General features: G+C 51.2%; 9 protein-coding genes. 7 read left to right on the plus strand and 2 right to left on the minus strand.

Annotation, left to right across the window (positions count from 1 at the left end; all coding sequences use genetic code 11):
• Positions 1-263 precede the first annotated feature (263 nt).
• The 6 genes from ACYVJQ_RS07120 to ACYVJQ_RS07145 all read left to right on the plus strand — a co-directional run bounded on the left by ACYVJQ_RS07120 (position 264) and on the right by ACYVJQ_RS07145 (position 13,359).
• Positions 264-3,371 carry a SusC/RagA family TonB-linked outer membrane protein gene (locus ACYVJQ_RS07120; RefSeq protein WP_460892380.1) on the plus strand — a complete coding sequence of 1,036 codons (3,108 nt, stop codon included), beginning with the start codon at positions 264-266 and terminating at the stop codon, positions 3,369-3,371.
• A 164-nt stretch (positions 3,372-3,535) separates the two neighbouring features.
• Positions 3,536-5,338 carry a RagB/SusD family nutrient uptake outer membrane protein gene (locus tag ACYVJQ_RS07125; RefSeq protein WP_460892381.1) on the plus strand — a complete coding sequence of 601 codons (1,803 nt, stop codon included), beginning with the start codon at positions 3,536-3,538 and terminating at the stop codon, positions 5,336-5,338.
• Positions 5,339-5,566: 228 nt separating this feature from the next.
• Positions 5,567-7,144 carry a glycoside hydrolase family 43 protein gene (locus ACYVJQ_RS07130; protein WP_460892382.1) on the plus strand — a complete coding sequence of 526 codons (1,578 nt, stop codon included), beginning with the start codon at positions 5,567-5,569 and terminating at the stop codon, positions 7,142-7,144.
• A 136-nt stretch (positions 7,145-7,280) separates the two neighbouring features.
• The gene (gene uxuA, locus ACYVJQ_RS07135) at positions 7,281-8,453 is read left to right on the plus strand and encodes a mannonate dehydratase (protein ID WP_460892383.1); all 1,173 of its coding nucleotides are present in this window, start codon (positions 7,281-7,283) and stop codon (positions 8,451-8,453) included.
• A gap of 152 nt (positions 8,454-8,605) precedes the next feature.
• A complete protein-coding gene (locus ACYVJQ_RS07140; protein ID WP_460892384.1) occupies positions 8,606-11,536 on the plus strand; it encodes a glycosyl hydrolase 115 family protein in 2,931 nt (976 codons plus the stop codon).
• A gap of 98 nt (positions 11,537-11,634) precedes the next feature.
• On the plus strand, positions 11,635-13,359 hold the full coding sequence (locus ACYVJQ_RS07145) for a glycoside hydrolase family 43 protein (RefSeq protein WP_460892385.1): 1,725 nt from the start codon (positions 11,635-11,637) through the stop codon (positions 13,357-13,359).
• Positions 13,360-13,586: 227 nt separating this feature from the next.
• On the opposite strand, the gene xylA is transcribed toward ACYVJQ_RS07145, so the two are convergent.
• Positions 13,587-14,918, minus strand: a complete 1,332-nt coding sequence (gene xylA, locus ACYVJQ_RS07150; protein WP_460892386.1) for a xylose isomerase — start codon at positions 14,916-14,918, stop codon at positions 13,587-13,589.
• 27 nt (positions 14,919-14,945) lie between these two features.
• Positions 14,946-16,427, minus strand: a complete 1,482-nt coding sequence (locus ACYVJQ_RS07155; RefSeq protein WP_460892387.1) for a xylulokinase — start codon at positions 16,425-16,427, stop codon at positions 14,946-14,948.
• 492 nt (positions 16,428-16,919) lie between these two features.
• Between ACYVJQ_RS07155 and ACYVJQ_RS07160 the strand changes: the two genes are divergently transcribed.
• Positions 16,920-17,939 (plus strand): LacI family DNA-binding transcriptional regulator, encoded by a 1,020-nt coding sequence (locus tag ACYVJQ_RS07160; RefSeq protein WP_460892388.1) that lies wholly within the window; start codon positions 16,920-16,922, stop codon positions 17,937-17,939.
• Positions 17,940-18,308 lie beyond the last annotated feature (369 nt).

Consider the following 18,308-nt stretch of genomic DNA (forward strand, 5'->3'; position numbering starts at 1 on the left):
CGGAAGCCAAGTCCTTGTCTGCAGCGGTGACTACTCCCTGGAAAACTACTGACTCTCCAAAAGCTCAGGGTTTTGTTAAGAAACGGAAGGCGGATGACCCTTGCTTTGTACAGGGTTATTTAGAGGACACCCAAGCGGCCGCACGTAGAGATGGCTGCTCCCGGAGAAACTGATTTTCACATACGTTCTTACCCTTACTAGCACAATTCACCTCAAAAAATTAAAATTTTATGAAAGGTAATTTTACCCAGAATCCTAGATCTATGATTTCGCTCCAGAAAGGAGCTGAGATCCTTAAGCTGGCCCTGCTGCTGGTGCTTGCTCTTGTAGTAAGTGGTCAGGCCTATGCACAGTCTGGTGCCGTGACCATCTCTGGAAAAGTAACGGACAATGCCGGGGTGGGGCTGCCAGGGGTGACCGTACTGCTGAAAGGGACCTCTACGGCTGCACCTACAGACGTGGAAGGAAATTATTCATTAAAAGTGCCTTCCGCCACAGGCACGTTGGTTTTCTCTTACATTGGGTATCTGCCCCAGGAGGTAGCTATCAACAACCGTACCTCCATAGATGTGAAACTGCAATCTGACCAGCAAACGCTGGGTGAGGTGGTAGTAGTAGGGTATGGTACCCAGCGCGAGGAAGCCGTGACCGGTTCAGTGGCCTCCATAAAAGGTGACGTGCTGCGCGAGGTGCCTTCGGCTAACATCTCACAGGCCTTGCAGGGGCGTTTGCCTGGTGTAGAGTTCTCGCAGTCTTCTTCCCAACCGGGTGCCACCATGCAGATTAGGGTGCGGGGCTCACGGTCACTTACCGCCAGCAATGACCCGTTGGTAGTGCTGGACGGCATTCCATTTGCCGGTTCTATTGGCGACATCAACCCCAGTGATATTATCAGTGTTGATATCTTAAAAGATGCCTCTGCTACGGCTATTTATGGTTCCCGCGGCGCGAACGGGGTAATCCTGGTTACGACCAACAGGGGCAAACAAGGGCAAAAAGCCAGGTTAAGCTATAGCACTTTTGTGGGCGCCAAATCTGTGTTCGCTAAATTCCCCATGATGAACGGCCCCGAGTTTGTGGCCCTGCGCAAAGCAGCCGGCCAATACACCAACGCGCTAGATGAAGCTAATGATGTGAACACAGATTGGCAGGACATGTTATATAAAACCGGTATCCAGATGAACCATGATTTGGGTATATCTGGAGGCACCGAACAAGGGAGCTATAATTTCAGCGCGGGATACTACAAAGAAGAAGGAGTCATTCCTACGCAGCAATACACGCGTTATTCTATGCGGGGTGCTCTTGATCAGGGTATTGGCAAAAACCTGCGCTTCGGCTTTACTACTTACAATAATTACAATATTACAGAAGGCAATAACGTGGGCTTGTATGGGGTGCTCAGCATGTCTCCAATTGCCAACCCCTATAACGCAGATGGTACTTGGAAAAGAACCATTAAAATGCCTTTAGATGAGCAATGGTCTTACAACAGAGACATTGTGGAAAGTTTAAGTGACAGCTGGTTAAGCCAATCCAGAGGATTTGGCACGTACAACACCCTTTACGGTGAGGTAAAAATCCCAGGAGTTGAAGGTTTGAAGTATCGTGCCAACCTTGGCATAAACTTCCGCCAGAATAATGGCGGGTCGTACACCGGGAAAGGGATTGGCAGTTCTAACGCCTCTACCATATCTACCGCTTCTATCAGCAATTCCCAAACCACCGATTGGACCATAGAGAACCTGATTACCTATGATCGCACGTTTGCCCAGAAACATATGGTGAACGTGGTAGGCCTTTACTCTGCCTCAGAGAATACCTTTAACCGGTCAAGCGTAGCTGCCAAAGATATTCCATCAGATGCTTTCCAGTTCTACAACCTTGGTCTGGCGGCCGGTGAAATTTCTGTTGACCCAAATAATCAGCCGTATGTCAAGTCTGGCTTAATGTCCTGGATGGGACGGGCCATGTACTCTTATGATGACCGTTACATGCTTACCGCCACCGTGCGGTCAGATGGTTCATCAAGACTTGCCCCCGGAAAAAAATGGCATACCTACCCAGCCGTATCCGTGGGTTGGAATATTGCCAGGGAATCTTTCATGGAGAACCTGAAAGTGGTAGATCTATTGAAACTGCGGGCGGGCTATGGGCAAACCTCCAACCAGGCCATTGACCCCTATGCCACTCTTGGCCGCTTGAGCACCAGACCTTATAACTTTGGCGATACCTATGCCACTGGCCTGTATGTGTCTGAGTTGCCAAATGATGACTTGGGCTGGGAGTTTTCTGAGACCTTTAACTACGGGTTAGACTTTGCTGTGCTGAACAACCGCCTGTCTGGTACTGTGGAGTACTATGTGACCAAAACCAATGATATCTTGCTGAGAGTAGGGCTACCGCCAACTACCGGCGTGGGAAGCTACATTGCTAATATTGGTAAAACCCAAAACAAAGGGGTGGAGCTTTCTTTGAATGGCTTGATCCTGGACAACCTAAATGGATGGACCTGGGAAGCCGGTGTGAACCTTTATGCGAACAGGAATGAGCTGGTGGCACTTGCCGGAAGCCAACCAAGAGACGAGGCTAACTGGTGGTTTGTAGGACACCCTATCAACGTTATCTATGACTATGAAAGAATAGGGCTTTGGCAAGCCGATGATCCGTACAGGACCATTCTGGAGCCAGGCGAGAGTGACCCTAACAAAGCCAACACCATTATCGGCTCTATTAAGGTGAAATATACCGGTGAGTATAATGCAGACGGTACCCCGGTAAGAGCCATCAACTCCTCTGACCGCCAGATCATAGACGTGAATCCTAAGTTTCAGGGTGGTTTCAACACCCGGGTAGGCTTTAAAGGATTTGACTTGAGCGCGGTGGGTGCTTTCCAAAATGGGGGTATCCTGAACAGCACACTCTACGGGACCGCTGGCTATTTGAACATGCTCAGTGGCCGTCGCGGCAACGTGAAAGTAGACTACTGGACCCCAGAGAATACAGACGCCAAATACCCTAACCCTAAAGGGGTAAGAAGTGGTGATAACCCTAAATACGGCAGTACCCTGGGGTACTTCAATGCCTCTTACCTTAAGATCAGAACCATTTCCCTGGGCTACAACTTTGACAATAACGCATGGCTGCAAAACGCCGGTATTGGTAAATTAAGGCTGTATGCCACGGCTCAGAATCCGTTTGTTTTATTCTCTCCTTACCACAAGGAAACCGGTATGGACCCAGAGACCAACTCCTTCGGGAATGAGAATGCGGCAGTGCCCCTGTCTGATAACCTGAGAAGGTTGCTGACCCTGGGAACGAATGCGCCCGCTACCCGCAACTACCTGGTTGGTTTAAACATTACCTTTTAAATTAGACTCATATGAGACGTTTTAATATAAAATCTTTAGTAGGAACGGCCGCATTAACCATGTTCCTGGTGGGTTGCTCTGATATTTTAGAGGAACAGCCGCGAAGCCTTTACGAGCCAAACTTTTTCAAGACTGAAAGAGGGGTTCAGGGGGGATTAACCTCTATGTATGCCCACTTGCGCTACATCTATGGCCAGGCTTATTACTATAACGCCACGCTTACCGGTACAGATGAAGTAACGTACGCCCGTGACGCAGATGAAAACTTTAGGGTAATGGACCTGTCTGGTCAAGGGTTGTTAACGGCTACCAATAGCCGGGCAGATGTGCTCTGGGGCGCAGCTTTCCCTAACATCAACACGGCAAGTGGTGTGATTGAAAACGCAGGTGCGGTAGGTACTATTTCCAACGCTTTAATTGCAGAAGCCCGTTTTTTTCGGGCGTTTGATTACTTCCAGTTGGTACAAACGTTTGGGGGCGTACCTTTGGATTTAGGGGCTGGTGAGCTGAAATTCAATACGGTTGCCATCCGGACCTCTGTACGTAATACGGTTCCTGAGGTCTACACCAAGGCCATTTTCCCAGACCTGATCACGGCTATTAACGATCTGCCTACTACCGGTAGAGTAACCGGGGGTGTTACCAAAACCGCAGCGCGTCTCTTTCTGGCTAAAGCGTACCTGACGTATGGTTGGTGGCTGGAAAACCCTAACAATATTCCAACCTATCCGGCTACTCCCCGGACTGACCCTAACGGTAAAAATGCGCAGTGGTACTATCAACAGGCCTATGACATAGCTACCGAAGCTATTGACAACCCAGGTACTTTCTTCAAGTTACAACCCACCTATTATGATGTAAACGTGGGCTCCAATGACCGTAACAGTGAAATTCTGCTGTACGCTGACCACACTGAAAAAAGCGAGTTCTACAACGCCGGTAGCTTGACTTTTGGTAGTGGTGGTGCCCCAGATAACTTTGTGGGCTGGATGATGACCTGGAACTACACCAACCTCAGAAGTTACCTGAATGCTGATGGTACCGGTGCCATGAGCTCTGTGCAGCGGGAAGCCTCCCAGGACCTAGGCCGTCCCTGGACCCGGATGGCACCCACCATCAACGTAGTGGAGAATACCTTTGCAGATAAAACCAATGACTCCCGATATGATGGTACTTTCACCACCGTGTACCGCGCCAACTGGCCTAAAGCAGGGGGTACCAACATCCCTTCGGTGGTGTACAATGCCAACAACCTGCCGGTGAAGCCGGGTGAACCAGTGCTTACTTTCCTGAATGAAAACATGCCAATTACCTATCCTTCGGGAGCCGGTAAAAGTAACATAGGGGCAGGAGAAGTAGCCGGAAGGGCCGACTACGTGATCGCACCCAGCGGTATCAGCCGGATTGTGTATCCTAAGTTGTGGAAACTGGGCACCTACCGCACCGACAACGCCGGTGGCTTGGGCCAGCCAAACGCAGGCAGCACCCGTCCGTTCAACATCGCCAAATTCTCTGAGCTGTACTTCATCGCTGCCGAAGCCGCAGTGAAAGGAGCCAGCACCAAAGCTGGTAAAAGCGCCCGTGACTTGATCAACGTGATTAGAGCCCGGGCTGGTAAATGGCGCTTTGATAACAACGGCAATGTGGCCAAGGTAGTAGACAACAGCGCCGCAATGGTGGCCGCCACGCCCGCTACCATTGATATTAACTATATTCTGGCTGAACGTTCCCGCGAGTTCTATGGCGAGGGTTATCGCTGGTTTGACCTGGTGCGTACCCAGAAATGGAATGAATTAGCTTCTACCTACAGAATTGCTGGTAATAACTACGGGGAACATACGCCTGTAACCGTGAACCGAACCATTAAACCAGAGCACTATCTGCGGCCAATCCCGCAGGGCCAGTTAGATGCCATGGATATGACCGCTGCTCAAAAAGCTGCTTATCAAAACCCTGGGTATAATTAATCTTTCCTGACGTTACTTAAAAAGATTGGCTGCTCTAATGAGGGCAGCCAATCTTTTTAAGTAACGTCAGGAAATAAAAAGGATTTTTACCCTATCACTACCTGCCAATATACAGGAGTCTAAAATTACCAATACCAACAAAGTTTAAGTGAAAAGGTAGCCTACATTAGGGGCTGTTTTTTCCTAATATTCTTCCGCTTCTCTATCACCAGTAGACTAATAGTAGAGATGAGAAAAACGCTTCTCCTAACCAGTTTCCTTTCCATTTTATGTTTCCTGCTTGCGCTGGCAGCACAAGCACAGAAAGCCCGAAATCCTATTATCTATGCCGATGTGCCAGATGTAGCGATAATACGGGTAGGTGGTACCTATTACATGAGCAGCACCACTATGCACATGAGCCCGGGCCTGCCTATCATGAAATCTAAGGATCTGGTGAACTGGCAACTGGTGAACTATGCGTATGCTACTTTGGACTCACTTGATGAGCTAAACCTTACCAACGGGAAAAGCAACTACGGAAGAGGTTCCTGGGCGAGCAGCCTTCGGTTTCATAAGGGGTTGTTCTATGTGACCACTTTCTCCCAAACTACCGGAAAGACCTATATCTATACCACCAAAAATCTGGAGAAAGGACCTTGGGAAACACACTCTTTTAAACCCTCTTACCATGATCACTCCTTGTTCTTTGATGAATACGGGCGGGCTTTTATGGTCTACGGCGGCGGTACCCTCAGATTGGTGGAACTCAAAGAAGATTTATCCGGACCAAAAGAGGGAACTGACCGGGTACTTATAGAGAATGCGAGCGCACCCGCCGGGCCCAACATCAATCTTCCAGCCGAAGGCTCCCAGCTCTTTAAAGTAAACGGCAAATATTACCTGTTCAACATTGTTTGGCCAAAGGAGGGCATGCGGACCGTTCTGGTTCACAGGGCAGATAAAATCACTGGCCCTTATGAAGGGAAAGTAGTCTTGCAGGACAAGGGCGTGGCCCAGGGCGGATTAATAGATACGCCAGAGGGCAAGTGGTTTGCCTATCTGTTCCGGGACTTTGGAGCAGTAGGGCGCATACCATATCTGGTTCCGGTAAAGTGGGAAGCCGGTTGGCCGGTCCTGGGCAAAAATGGTAAAGTGCCCGAAGAGTTGGACCTGCCCCCAAGTAAAGGCCTTATCCCCGGAATTGTGGCCTCAGATGAGTTTGCCCGGAAAAAGGGAGAGACAAGCCTGCCTTTGGTTTGGCAATGGAACCACAACCCTGATAATGCGCTATGGTCTGTGGCCAAACGGAAAGGCTACCTTAGGCTAACGAATGGGCCTGTAGCCTCAAATTTTCTAGCAGCCAGAAACACCCTAACCCAACGCACCATTGGGCCTGAGAGCACCGGCTCCACCATGCTGGACGTGTCAAATATGAAGGAAGGGGATTTCGCAGGGCTTTCCCTGTTGCAAAAAGAGTATGGGTGGGTAGGGGTGAAATATGAGAATGGCACCAAGTTCCTTGTAATGGTGAACGCCCCATCTGGCAAGCCAGTGGAAGAGGAAAAAGTGCCCCTCCAACAAAAGTCGGTGTACCTCAAGGCAGAATGTGACTTCACTAATCGTCGCGATGTCGCAAATTTCTATTACAGTCTGGATGGTACTTCATGGAAAAAAATAGGGTCGCCTTTGAAGATGGTATACACCCTTCCACATTTTATGGGGTACCGGTTTGGGTTGTTCAGTTACGCTACCAAAACCCCGGGCGGCTACGTTGATTTTGATTACTTCCGCATTCAACCGAAAATCTCTGAAAGGAAAGAATAGCCAATGCCTCGCTTGTGCCAAACAGTTGCATTTGCTGGTTTAAGCTTGAAACTTAAGATAGTCTCAAAATCTTAGAAGTACATTAAATTAAGAATAACACTCATTTTTCTAGTGCCTATTAACTAATTAACCTTTTATGTCATTACTACAAAGCTGGCGGTGGTACGGCCCCCAGGACCCCGTTTCCCTGCAGGATGTGAAACAAGCCGGCGCCACCGGCATCGTAAGCGCCTTGCACCATGTGCCGCACGGAGCCATCTGGACCATTGAGGAAATACAGGAGCGGAAAGATATTATTGAAGCCGCCGGTCTTACCTGGGCGGTGGTGGAAAGCGTGCCCGTACACGAATCCATCAAGACCCGCGCCGCCGACTGTGAGCAGTACCTGGAGAATTACCGCCAGAGCCTGCGCAACCTGGCCGCCTGCGGCCTGAAAACCATCTGCTACAATTTCATGCCCGTGCTGGACTGGACCCGGACCAACCTGGCCCTGGAACTCTGGAACGGCGCCAAAGCCCTGTACTTTGACTGGGCCGACCTGGCCGTGTTTGACCTCTTCATCCTCAAGCGGGAAGGCGCCGAGCAGGATTACGCTGAAAGCGTGGTGCAGAAAGCTCGTGAACGCCATAAGGCCTACTTCTCAAAAGAGCTGGAAGAGTTGAGTGAGATCATCCGGATGGGCGTTCCTATGGAAGGCTACATTCCGTTGGAGCAATTGCGCCAGAGCATTGATACCTACAAGCAGATCGGCCACGCCGGCCTGCGCGAGAACCTCGCCTATTTCTTGGAGTCCATCATGGATGTCTGCGAGGAGAACGGGCTGAAGATGACCATTCACCCAGATGACCCGCCGTACCCCATCCTGGGTCTGCCGCGCATTGCCTCTAACAAAGAAGACCTACTTTACATTATCAACCGCGTGGACCGGGCGCCTAACGGTATCTGTTTCTGCACCGGTTCCCTAGGCGCGGGGCGTCACAACAACCCCGTGGAGATCCTAAAGGAAGTGGGCCACCGTGTGTACTTCGCGCATTTGCGAAATGTGCTCAAAGACCCGGAAGGCAACTTCTATGAGTCTGACCACCTGGCCGGCGACGTGGATATGTATGGCGTTATGAAGGAATTGGTGCAGATCAACGCCACACGCCAGGAGCCTTTTCCGTTCCGGCCAGACCACGGCCACCAGATGCTGGACGACCTGCACAAAGTCACCAACCCGGGCTATTCGGCCATTGGGCGCTTGCGTGGGCTGGCAGAGCTGCGGGGGCTGGAAATGGGCATTGCCCGGTCTTTTCAGGAAATTAAATAAGAAAATCCATGGTAAAGCCTTTCACAAAACCGCCCGCTGGTTTGGACCTGTTTTCCAAAAAACAGGCTGTTTTGGGAAAGGCTAATATAGCCCGCTTACATTAGAAAAAGCCACCCGGTTTATTACTAGAAGGAAATCCCCACTTCATGAACATGTCATCCACTACATTTCATACTCATAGAAATAAGGTCTGGACTACCACCTACCTGAAGGCCATGGTACTTTGTCTAGCCCTGCTGTTGCCGGTAACATCGGCCTTTGCGGTAGAAGATGTCAAATACATTTCAAGCCAGAAAAAGGACAACTCCTTTACTCTGGCGGAGGCTGGAAAAGCGACCTCTTTCTTTATTCATGAGCAAGATTTTCCTGGGGTGATCAGGGCCTTAAAAGACCTGCAAGCCGATGTAAAGCGCGTCACCAGCGCCGAGCCTGCGTTCACTACCGGAAGGAAGGTCCCCAAAGCGGAACGGCTGGTATTGGTAGGTACCATAGGCCAAAGTCCGCTGATTGACCAACTGGTGAAAAGCAAAAAGCTGGATGTGAAAGACCTGGCCGGCAAGTGGGAAACCTTTGTGGTGCAGGTGGTCAAAAAGCCCATGAAAGGCGTAGATGAAGCCCTGGTGATTGTGGGCAGCGACAAGCGCGGCACCATCTATGGCATCTACGACGTGTCGACGCAGATAGGCGTGTCCCCTTGGTACTGGTGGGCCGATGTGCCGGTAGCCCAGACACCCAACCTGTATGTGCAGGAAGGTCGCCACACCAAAGGTAGTCCGGCCGTGAAGTACCGCGGCATCTTCATCAATGACGAGGCCCCGGCGCTTTCCAATTGGTCTAAAGAGCAGTTTGGCGGTTTCAACCATATCTTCTATGAGAAGGTGTTTGAATTGATTCTTCGCATGAAAGGCAACTACCTGTGGCCCGCCATGTGGGGAAGCGCCTTTAACGACGATGACAAGATCAACCCCGAGGTAGCCGATATGTACGGTGTGGTGATGGGTACCTCGCACCATGAGCCGCTCATGCGCGCGCATGATGAATGGCGCCGCTACGGCTCCGGCCCCTGGAACTACAACACCAACCCAGAGAAACTGCGTGAGTTCTGGCGCGGCGGCATCCAGCGCATGGGCTCCAAGGAAAGCATTGTCACGGTAGGGATGCGCGGCGACGGGGACGAGCCCATGAGTGAGCAAAGCAACATAGGCCTGCTGGAACGCATTGTGAAAGACCAGCGCCAGATCATCTCTGAGGTTACGGGAAAGGATGCCTCTAAAACCCCACAGCTGTGGGCCCTTTACAAAGAGGTGCAGGATTATTATGACAAAGGCATGCGGGTGCCAGATGACGTGACCCTACTATTAGCCGATGACAACTGGGGTAACATCAGAAAACTGCCCAAAGTAGGTGAGAAGCAACATTCCGGAGGCTACGGCATCTATTACCACTTTGACTACGTAGGCGGTCCCCGTAACTACAAATGGCTGAACACCAATCAGATCTCCCGCGTCTGGGAACAAATGCACCTGGCCTATCTGCACAAGGCAGACCGCATCTGGATTGTGAACGTGGGCGACATCAAACCCATGGAATTCCCCATAGAGTTTTTCCTGGATTACGCCTGGAACCCTGAGAAGTGGCCCGCTGAGCGCCTGGGTGAATATACCCGGCTTTGGTCTGAGCAGAAATTCGGGACTGAGCATGGGGTGGCCATTGCCGATATCATGGCCAAATACACCAAGTTCAACAGCCGCCGCAAGCACGAGCTTCTTTCCCCAGATACTTATAGCCTCACCCATTACCAGGAAGCGGAGCGGGTAGTGAACGAATACAACGCCCTTACTGCTGAGGCTACCCGTTTCTATAAGGCCTTGCCAACTCAATACAAAGACGCCTATTACCAGTTAGTATTGTTCCCGGTAGCGGCCAGTGCCAACCTCAATGACCTGCACGTGACGGTAGGCCGCAACCGCCTTTATGCTCAGCAGGGCAGAGCCGCCACCAATGACCAGGCCGCCAAGGCCAGAGACCTCTTCGCGAAGGATGCTGAGCTGACCCGCTTTTTCCACAAAGAAATGGCCGGCGGTAAATGGAACCACATGATGTCACAGACCCACATCAGCTACACCTACTGGCAACAACCCGAGAAGGACGTGATGCCTGAGGTGAAGGAGTTGACCTTGCCCATGGCCGCCAGTATGGGCGTGGCCGTGGAAGGTTCTAGCAAGTGGTGGCCCCAGGAAAAAGAGGCGGCGATTTTACCAGAGTTTTCCCCGTACGGGGTGCAAAGCCATTATCTGGAGATCTTTAACCGTGGCCAACAGCCGTTTGATTACACGGTAACTGCCGGGGCTCTGTGGTTGAAGGTTTCACAGTCTACCGGCACCCTAGACAAAGAACAGCGGGTATGGGTGAGCGTAGACTGGGCCAAAGCACCAACAGGCATGCAGCGGGTTCCGGTGACCATTTCCGGGCCTAAAGGAGCCAAAGTGGTAGTTCAAGCCGTGGTACAGAACCCGTCTATGCTTCAGCCCAGCAAGGTAGATGGTTTTATAGAAAGCAATGGCTACGTGTCAATAGAGGCGGAGCACTTTACCAAAGCAGTGGAAGCCAATAATATCAAATGGCAGGTAATTCCAGATTTGGGCCGCACAGCTTCGGCTATGACCACCCTGCCAGTGACTGCGTCCAACCAAACGCCCGGCGGCAACAGCCCGCATTTAGAGTACAAGCTAAACCTGCAGAAGGCTGGTGAGGTGAGTGTACAGGTGATGTTGTCGCCCACCCTGAACTTCCATAACACCCAGGGCCTGCGCTACGCCATCTCCTTTGATGACCAGGCACCGCAGATCATCAACATTCATGCTGGCAAGGGCGAAGGCGAGTGGAACAGGAACGTAGCCAACAACATTAACCTTACCATCTCCAAACACCAACTCGCCCGGCCCGGGGCGCACACGCTCAAGTTCTGGATGGTAGATTCGGGGGTGGTAATGCAGAAAATTGTGGTAGACGCTGGCGGCCTGAAACCTTCTTACCTGGGGCCGCCAGAAAGTACTTTTGTGCCTGTGAAGGAAGCCAAATAACACCTTCTGTTTTAGGTCTGTTTTTGAGAAAACAGGCCTAAAACAGAAATTCACCTACCCTTATGGTAGGCTGAGAACCTGGAAACCAAAATACAGATATGAATAGAAAATTACTGACCAAAGCCCTCACCCTTGCCGCAGTGGCGGTTTTAGGCTTTGCCAGCGTCCTGCCCACGGCGGCCCAGCAAAAGCAGACGTTCCAGAACCCTATCTTCCCGGGATTCTACCCAGACCCCAGCGTGCTGCGGGTGGGGGAGGACTATTACCTCATACATTCGTCCTTCGCCTATTTTCCAGGGGTGCCCATTTTTCACAGCAAAGACTTGGTGAACTGGACCCAGATTGGCAACATTCTGGACCGGCCCGAACAGCTGAACTTAGACGGCCATGACGTTTCCCGGGGGATCTTCGCACCCACCATTTTCTACAAAGACGGCACCTTTTACATGGTCACCACCCTCATTGACAGGGGAGGTAATTTTGTAGTGACCGCCAACAACCCGGCCGGCCCCTGGTCTAATCCCCAGTGGCTGCCAAATGTGAACGGCATTGACCCTTCCATTTTCCATGACGAGGACGGTAAGAGTTATATCATGTATAACTCAGACGCCCCAGACAATAAACCCTTGTATGATGGGCACCGCACTATACGCATGTTTGAGATTGACTTGAAAACCATGAAAACGGTGGGTCCGCAGCACCTGCTGGTTAATGGAGGCGTGGATATCTCCAAGAAACCGGTCTGGATTGAAGGACCGCACATCTACAAAGTGAAGGGCTATTACTACTTAATGGCCGCCGAAGGAGGCACTAGCGTAAACCACTCAGAAGTGGTCTTGCGCAGCAAGACCGTGACCGGTCCGTATGTGCCGTATGAAAAGAACCCTATCTTAACCCAGCGTCATTTGCCCGGTGACCGCCCTAACCCCGTATCCGCCACAGGCCACGCAGACCTGGTGCAGACCCAGAACGGCGATTGGTGGGCCGTATTCCTGGCTACCCGCCCGTACAGCGGCGCCCAGGACCACTACAACACCGGCCGCGAGACGTTTCTGGCGCCCGTGACCTGGAAGGAAGGCTGGCCCATCATCAACCCAGACCATGACCTGGTGCAATACAGCTATCCCGTACCCAACCTTCCGGCCCAAAGAAAACCCGCTTTCCCGCTTACCGGCAATTTCACGTACCATGAAGAATTCAAAGGCACTACCCTGCCCATTTATTGGCTGCAACTGCGTACGCCACGCCACCAGTGGTATAGCCTGGGCAAGCCCCTGGGGAAATTAACCCTGGAGGTGCGGCCCGAGAATTTCTCTGAAAAAGTGAACGTCTCCTTCCTGGCCCGTCGGCAGCAGCATGTGAAGGGGAGCGCCAGTACCGAGTTGGAGTTTACCCCGGCCAAAGAAAACGAATTTGCAGGGTTGGTGGCTTTCCAGAACAGTGAGCATTACTACGCCCTTGGCAAGACCATGAAAGGAAACCAGCCGGTGGTGCAACTGCTTAAGGCAGACAAAACAGTGCTCGCTGAAAAAGTGCTCACGGAGAAAGAAGGCAAAAAACCAATCTACCTAAAAGTGGGCTTTAACGGTGACACCTATGCCTTTTACTACGCTACCAAAAAAGGGAAATGGCAACTGCTACAAGACAACGTAGACGGCAAATACCTGAGTACCCGAGTGGCCGGCGGCTTTGTAGGCGTAACGCTTGGCGTATACGCTACTTCCAATGGACAACCTTCTACCAACAGAGCATCCTTTGACTGGTTTGACTATGAGGGTAATGATGAAATTTTTGAAAAGCCTTCCTTGACTAAAGCAAAATAAGGACAACAAAATGGAAAAGCGGGCTCTACCAGAGTCCGCTTTTTTTGTGCCTGTCAATTCTGTTTTAAGCCTGTTTTTCTAAAAACAGGCTTAAAACGCAAACTTCAAAACCGCCTAACCCGGCCTCCATAAAAAAAAGGCTGCCCCTTGTTGAGGCAGCCTTTCCGTGAACTAAAATGAAAAATATTTTCCAGGGCCCAGCTTTAACTGAGCATTATTTCAAGGGGTTAAATGAACCGGTTAATGAGGTTCTCCAGGTATTCCTGACGACCGCTTTTCACGGCTGGCTCACCTTGCTCAATGGCGTAGGCACGAAGGTCTTCCAGGGTTAGTTTACCTTGCTCGTATTCTTTCCCTTTGCCGCCGTCAAAAGAAGCGTAACGCTCCTCGCGTACTTTCAGGAAGTCTGATTTCTGCAGGATATTGTCTGCCGTGATCAGGGCGCGGGCGAAAGTATCGGCGCCGCCGATGTGGGCATAGAACAGGTCTGCGGGGTCAGTAGAGTTTCTTCTGATCTTGGCGTCAAAGTTCACACCGCCGCCTTGTAGGCCACCGGCCTCCAGGAAAATCAGCATGGCCTCGGTGAGTTCATTCAAGTTGTTCGGGAACTGGTCGGTGTCCCAGCCGTTCTGGTAGTCACCGCGGTTGGCATCTACAGAACCTAGTACGCCGGCATCAGCGGCCACCTGCAGCTCATGCTGGAAGGTATGGCCCGCCAGGGTAGCATGGTTTACCTCAATATTGATTTTGAAATCGCCCAGCAGGTCATGCTGGCGCAGGAACCCGATTACGGTAGCGCAGTCGTAGTCATACTGGTGCTTGGTAGGCTCCATAGGCTTGGGCTCAATAAAGAACGTACCTTTGAACCCTTGCTGGCGGGCATAGTCTTTGGCCGTGTGCAGGAATCTCGCAAAGTGCTCCTGCTCGCGCTTCATGTTGGTGTTGAGCAGGGTCATGTAGCCTTCGCGGCCTCCCCAGAACACGTAATTCTCCCCGCCAAGCGCAATGGTGGCGTCCAGGGCGGCTTTCACCTGAGCCCCGGCATGCGATAACACATGGAAATCTGGGTTGGTTGAAGCGCCGTTCATGTAACGCTCATGCGAGAATACGTTGGCCGTGCCCCATAGCAGTTTCACGCCGCTTTGGGCTTGTTTCTGCTTGGCGTATTCCACCATGGTCTGCAGGCGGCGCTCGTTCTCCACAATGTCATTGCCATAGTCTACCACGTCCACGTCATGGAAGCAATAGTAGGGCAGGCCCAATTTGGTGATGAACTCAAAGGCGGCGTCCATTTTGGCTTTGGCGCGGGTAATCACATCTGAGCTCTCGTCCCAGGCGAAGTTGAGGGTAGGGCCCCCAAATGGATCTGAGCCATTGGCATTGAAGGAGTGCCAGTATGCCACGGAAAACTTGAAATGTTCCTTCAAGGTTTTGCCGGCCACCACCCGGTTTTCATCATACCAGCGGTACGCCAGCGGGTTGTCAGACTCCAGACCCTCAAACTTGATTTGTCCTATGCCTTTGAAAAATTCTTTGTCACCAATTGTAAGATTTGCCATGGTTTTGATTGTATGGAATGTAATGATTTAGTCTTGTAATTGTTTCTGCAGCAGCGCTTTCCAGTCCTGGTAAACGGCTTCATAGGCTTCTGCCTGATTGGGTTCAATGAGCCGGAGGCGTTCAAACCGGCTGAAGGCTTCCTGCGGCGAAGAGAACGCTTTCGCGCCTATGCCCGCGCCTAACGCAGCCCCCACGCTGCCATCGTTCTGGTACAGCTCCACCGGTACGCCCGTCGCATTTACGAAGGCCTCCGTAAACAAGGGACTCAGGAACATATTGGCGTTGCCGGCCCTGATCACCTTTGGGTTCATGCCATTTTCGCGCATAATGTCCAGGCCGTACCTAAAGGTGAAAGCAATGCCTTCCTGCACCGCCCGGAACACGTGCGCCTTGGAATGTAAATTGAAATTGAGGTGATGGAACTGAGCGCCAATGATTCGGTTGTTGAATACCCGCTCGGCGCCGTTTCCGAAGGGGAAAATGCGCAGGCCGTCGCTGCCTACCGCCACTTTCTGGGCCTCAGCGTTCATCTGCGGGTAGTCCAGCCCGTGGCCCAGATTTTCCTTTACCCAGCTGTTCAGGATGCCCGTGCCGTTGATATTCATGAGCACACCCACCCGCTTGGCATTGGGCTGGTAGTTCACGTGCGCGAAGGTATTCACCCGGGACTGTGGGTCATAGGTGAGTTGGTCGCTCACACCGTAAATCACGCCAGATGTTCCGGCCGTGGCCGCTACCTCACCAGGGTTAAGCACGTTCAAAGACAGCGCATTATTAGGCTGATCCCCTGATTTATAGCTCACCGGAATACCCGCTTTCAAGCCCAGGGCTTCGGCTACCGCCGAAGTAACCCGGCCATGCTCTGAGAACAAGGGCTTCACCTCTGGGATAATATCCGGGCTAAACCCAAAGAAGTCCATCACATCTTCAGACACCTGGTCTTTCTGGAAATCCCAGAAAATACCTTCAGACAGGGCAGAGGCGCTGGTAGTAATATCACCGGTCAATTTCATGGAGATGAAGTCGCCGGGCAGCATGATTTTATGGATTTTGTCAAAGGTGGCGGGCTCGTTTTCTTTCACCCAGGCCAGTTTGGCGGCGGTGAAATTACCGGGCGAGTTGAGCAACCCTTCAAGGGCTTTTTCCTGACCTATATGCTCCAGGGCTTTCTGGCCGTAGGGCACCGCCCGGCTATCGCACCAGATAATAGAATCACGCAGCACCTGCTGGTCTTTGTCTACCACAACCAGACCGTGCATTTGGTAGGCAATGCCAATGGCCCCAATTTCCTGAGGGTTAAAAGTCCCGGAAGCGTTCACTTTTTTAATCGCTTGCTTCGTATGCTCCCACCACATCTCCGGCGATTGTTCAGCCCAACCGGGCTGAAGTGAAGTGATTTTTGATTCCGTTTCGGGAAATTGCGCAGAGGCCAGGCTCTTCTGCGTGGCGGCATCCACCACCGATACTTTTACAGAAGAAGTGCCTATGTCTATTCCTAGTAAGAGCATAAAAAGCGTTGTTTGGTATGGTTGGTACAGGAGGCTTTCATAAGGTACGATGGAAGTTAAGGGCTTCCAAAATATTAATCATGCCAACGTTGGCATAAGTTTAGGGTTTTATTCTGAGAATTGAAAATTTATGGCCCTTAATCTATTTATTTTTAAGCCAAGAAAAATTCTCGGGCCTTAGAAAAAAGGAAAAATGTAGGGATGAAAGATTGTCCTTCAGCCTCCAATATAGAAGTGATCCAAAGGAGTAGGTGAACAATTTGATTAGTTTGTTTTAAGCCTTTTTTCCTTAAAACGTACCCCAAACAGGAAACGCAAAAGTAGCCCCTTACCAAGCCCGAAAACAGGGTAGGATGATTGACAGATTGGTGATTGCTGTTATAAGCCTGATTTTCTGAAAACGGGCCCAAAACAGGAGTGCGAAAGAGGCAAGCGTCAATTCCACTTTACAAGAAAGCAATTGCCTATATTTAGGGCGCTAAAGAAGTAAAGTTGAAGAAGACCACCATCCATGATATTGCTCGGGAATTAGACGTGACGTTCTCTACCGTCGCCCGGGCCCTGAACGACCACCCCGCCATCAGTGCGGCCACCAAAGCCGCCGTGCTGGAAACCGCCAAACGCCTGAACTACCAGCAAAACAAGCTGGCTTCGTCGCTGCGTTCCGGTAAAAGCCATGTGATCGGGATTATTGTGCCGAGCTTAGACACCAGCTTTTTCAGTTCCGTGGTGCATGGCATGGAAAAGGTTCTGAATGAGAATGGATACAGCGTCCTTTTGTACCAGACCGGCGAGTCCATTAAGCAGGAACAAAAGGGGATAGGTACTTTCCTGCAATCCAGGGTGGACGGCATCATCTCTTCGGTGTCTTCAGAAAGCGATGGGGTGGAGATTTACTCTGAAATAAGAAAACGCCAGGTACCGCTTCTGTTTTTTGACCGCGCCATTAAAGAACTGGAGGTGCCTTCGGTTACTATCAATGATTACCAGGCGGGCTTTGCGGCTACTGAGCATTTAATCAACCAGGGGTTTACCCGCATTGCACACATTACGTCAGAAAAGAACCTGACTATTTTCAAGGAGCGTTTCAGGGGCTACCGTGAGGCCCTGGATAAATACGGCTTGCCCTTTCACGAAAGCATGGTTTTCAAGGGCACCGTCGGGCTGGAGTTAGGGCAGGAATCTGTGAAGCGCTTGCAGGCGGAGGACATTCCCTTTGATGCCATCTTTGCCGCCGAGGATTACACTGCCATGGGAGCCTTGCAGCAACTACTGGAAAGCGGAGTTCAGGTACCGCAGCAAGTAGGTGTAATCGGGTTCGCGAATGAGGCGTTTGGGGCATTTGTGACCCCGTCGCTTTCTACGGTAGACCAGCAAACGATCAAAATGGGAGAAGAAACCGCGCGTCTTTTTCTAAAGCTCACTGCTACTAAGGATTATTACGGCCACGCGCCGGAGCACATTGTCCTGGATCCTATTTTGATAGCGCGTAGGTCGTCGCAGCCTTTATAAAATTAGCTTTTGATTTTAGAATAGGGATGACTTTACTCAGATTCAGTTTTAGAGTATGGACTTAGTCTGTTGGAAGTTTCTTTCTTTAATGGGTAATGAAGGGAGGACTTTAGGGATAGATAGTTTCTGCTTTTTTTCAGTAGTTTCTTGCTTAACCGCCTTTGTTGGTGTTCCTAAGGGTTAACGATTTAGCCTGCCTTTTAATCTGCAACTGCCTTGTGCACGCCTTTCCGCCTGCTGCTGGCGTGGTGTCCGCTGTCGCCTTAAGCCCTTATGCTTTGAAGTTTCATATTCTCCCTCCGAGCGCTCACGGCCGCGGGGCCCCGTCTTTCCCCCTCGCACTGCCCTTGCGGCCGGGTTGCAGTCTGC

This window comes from Rufibacter soli (assembly GCF_054781795.1).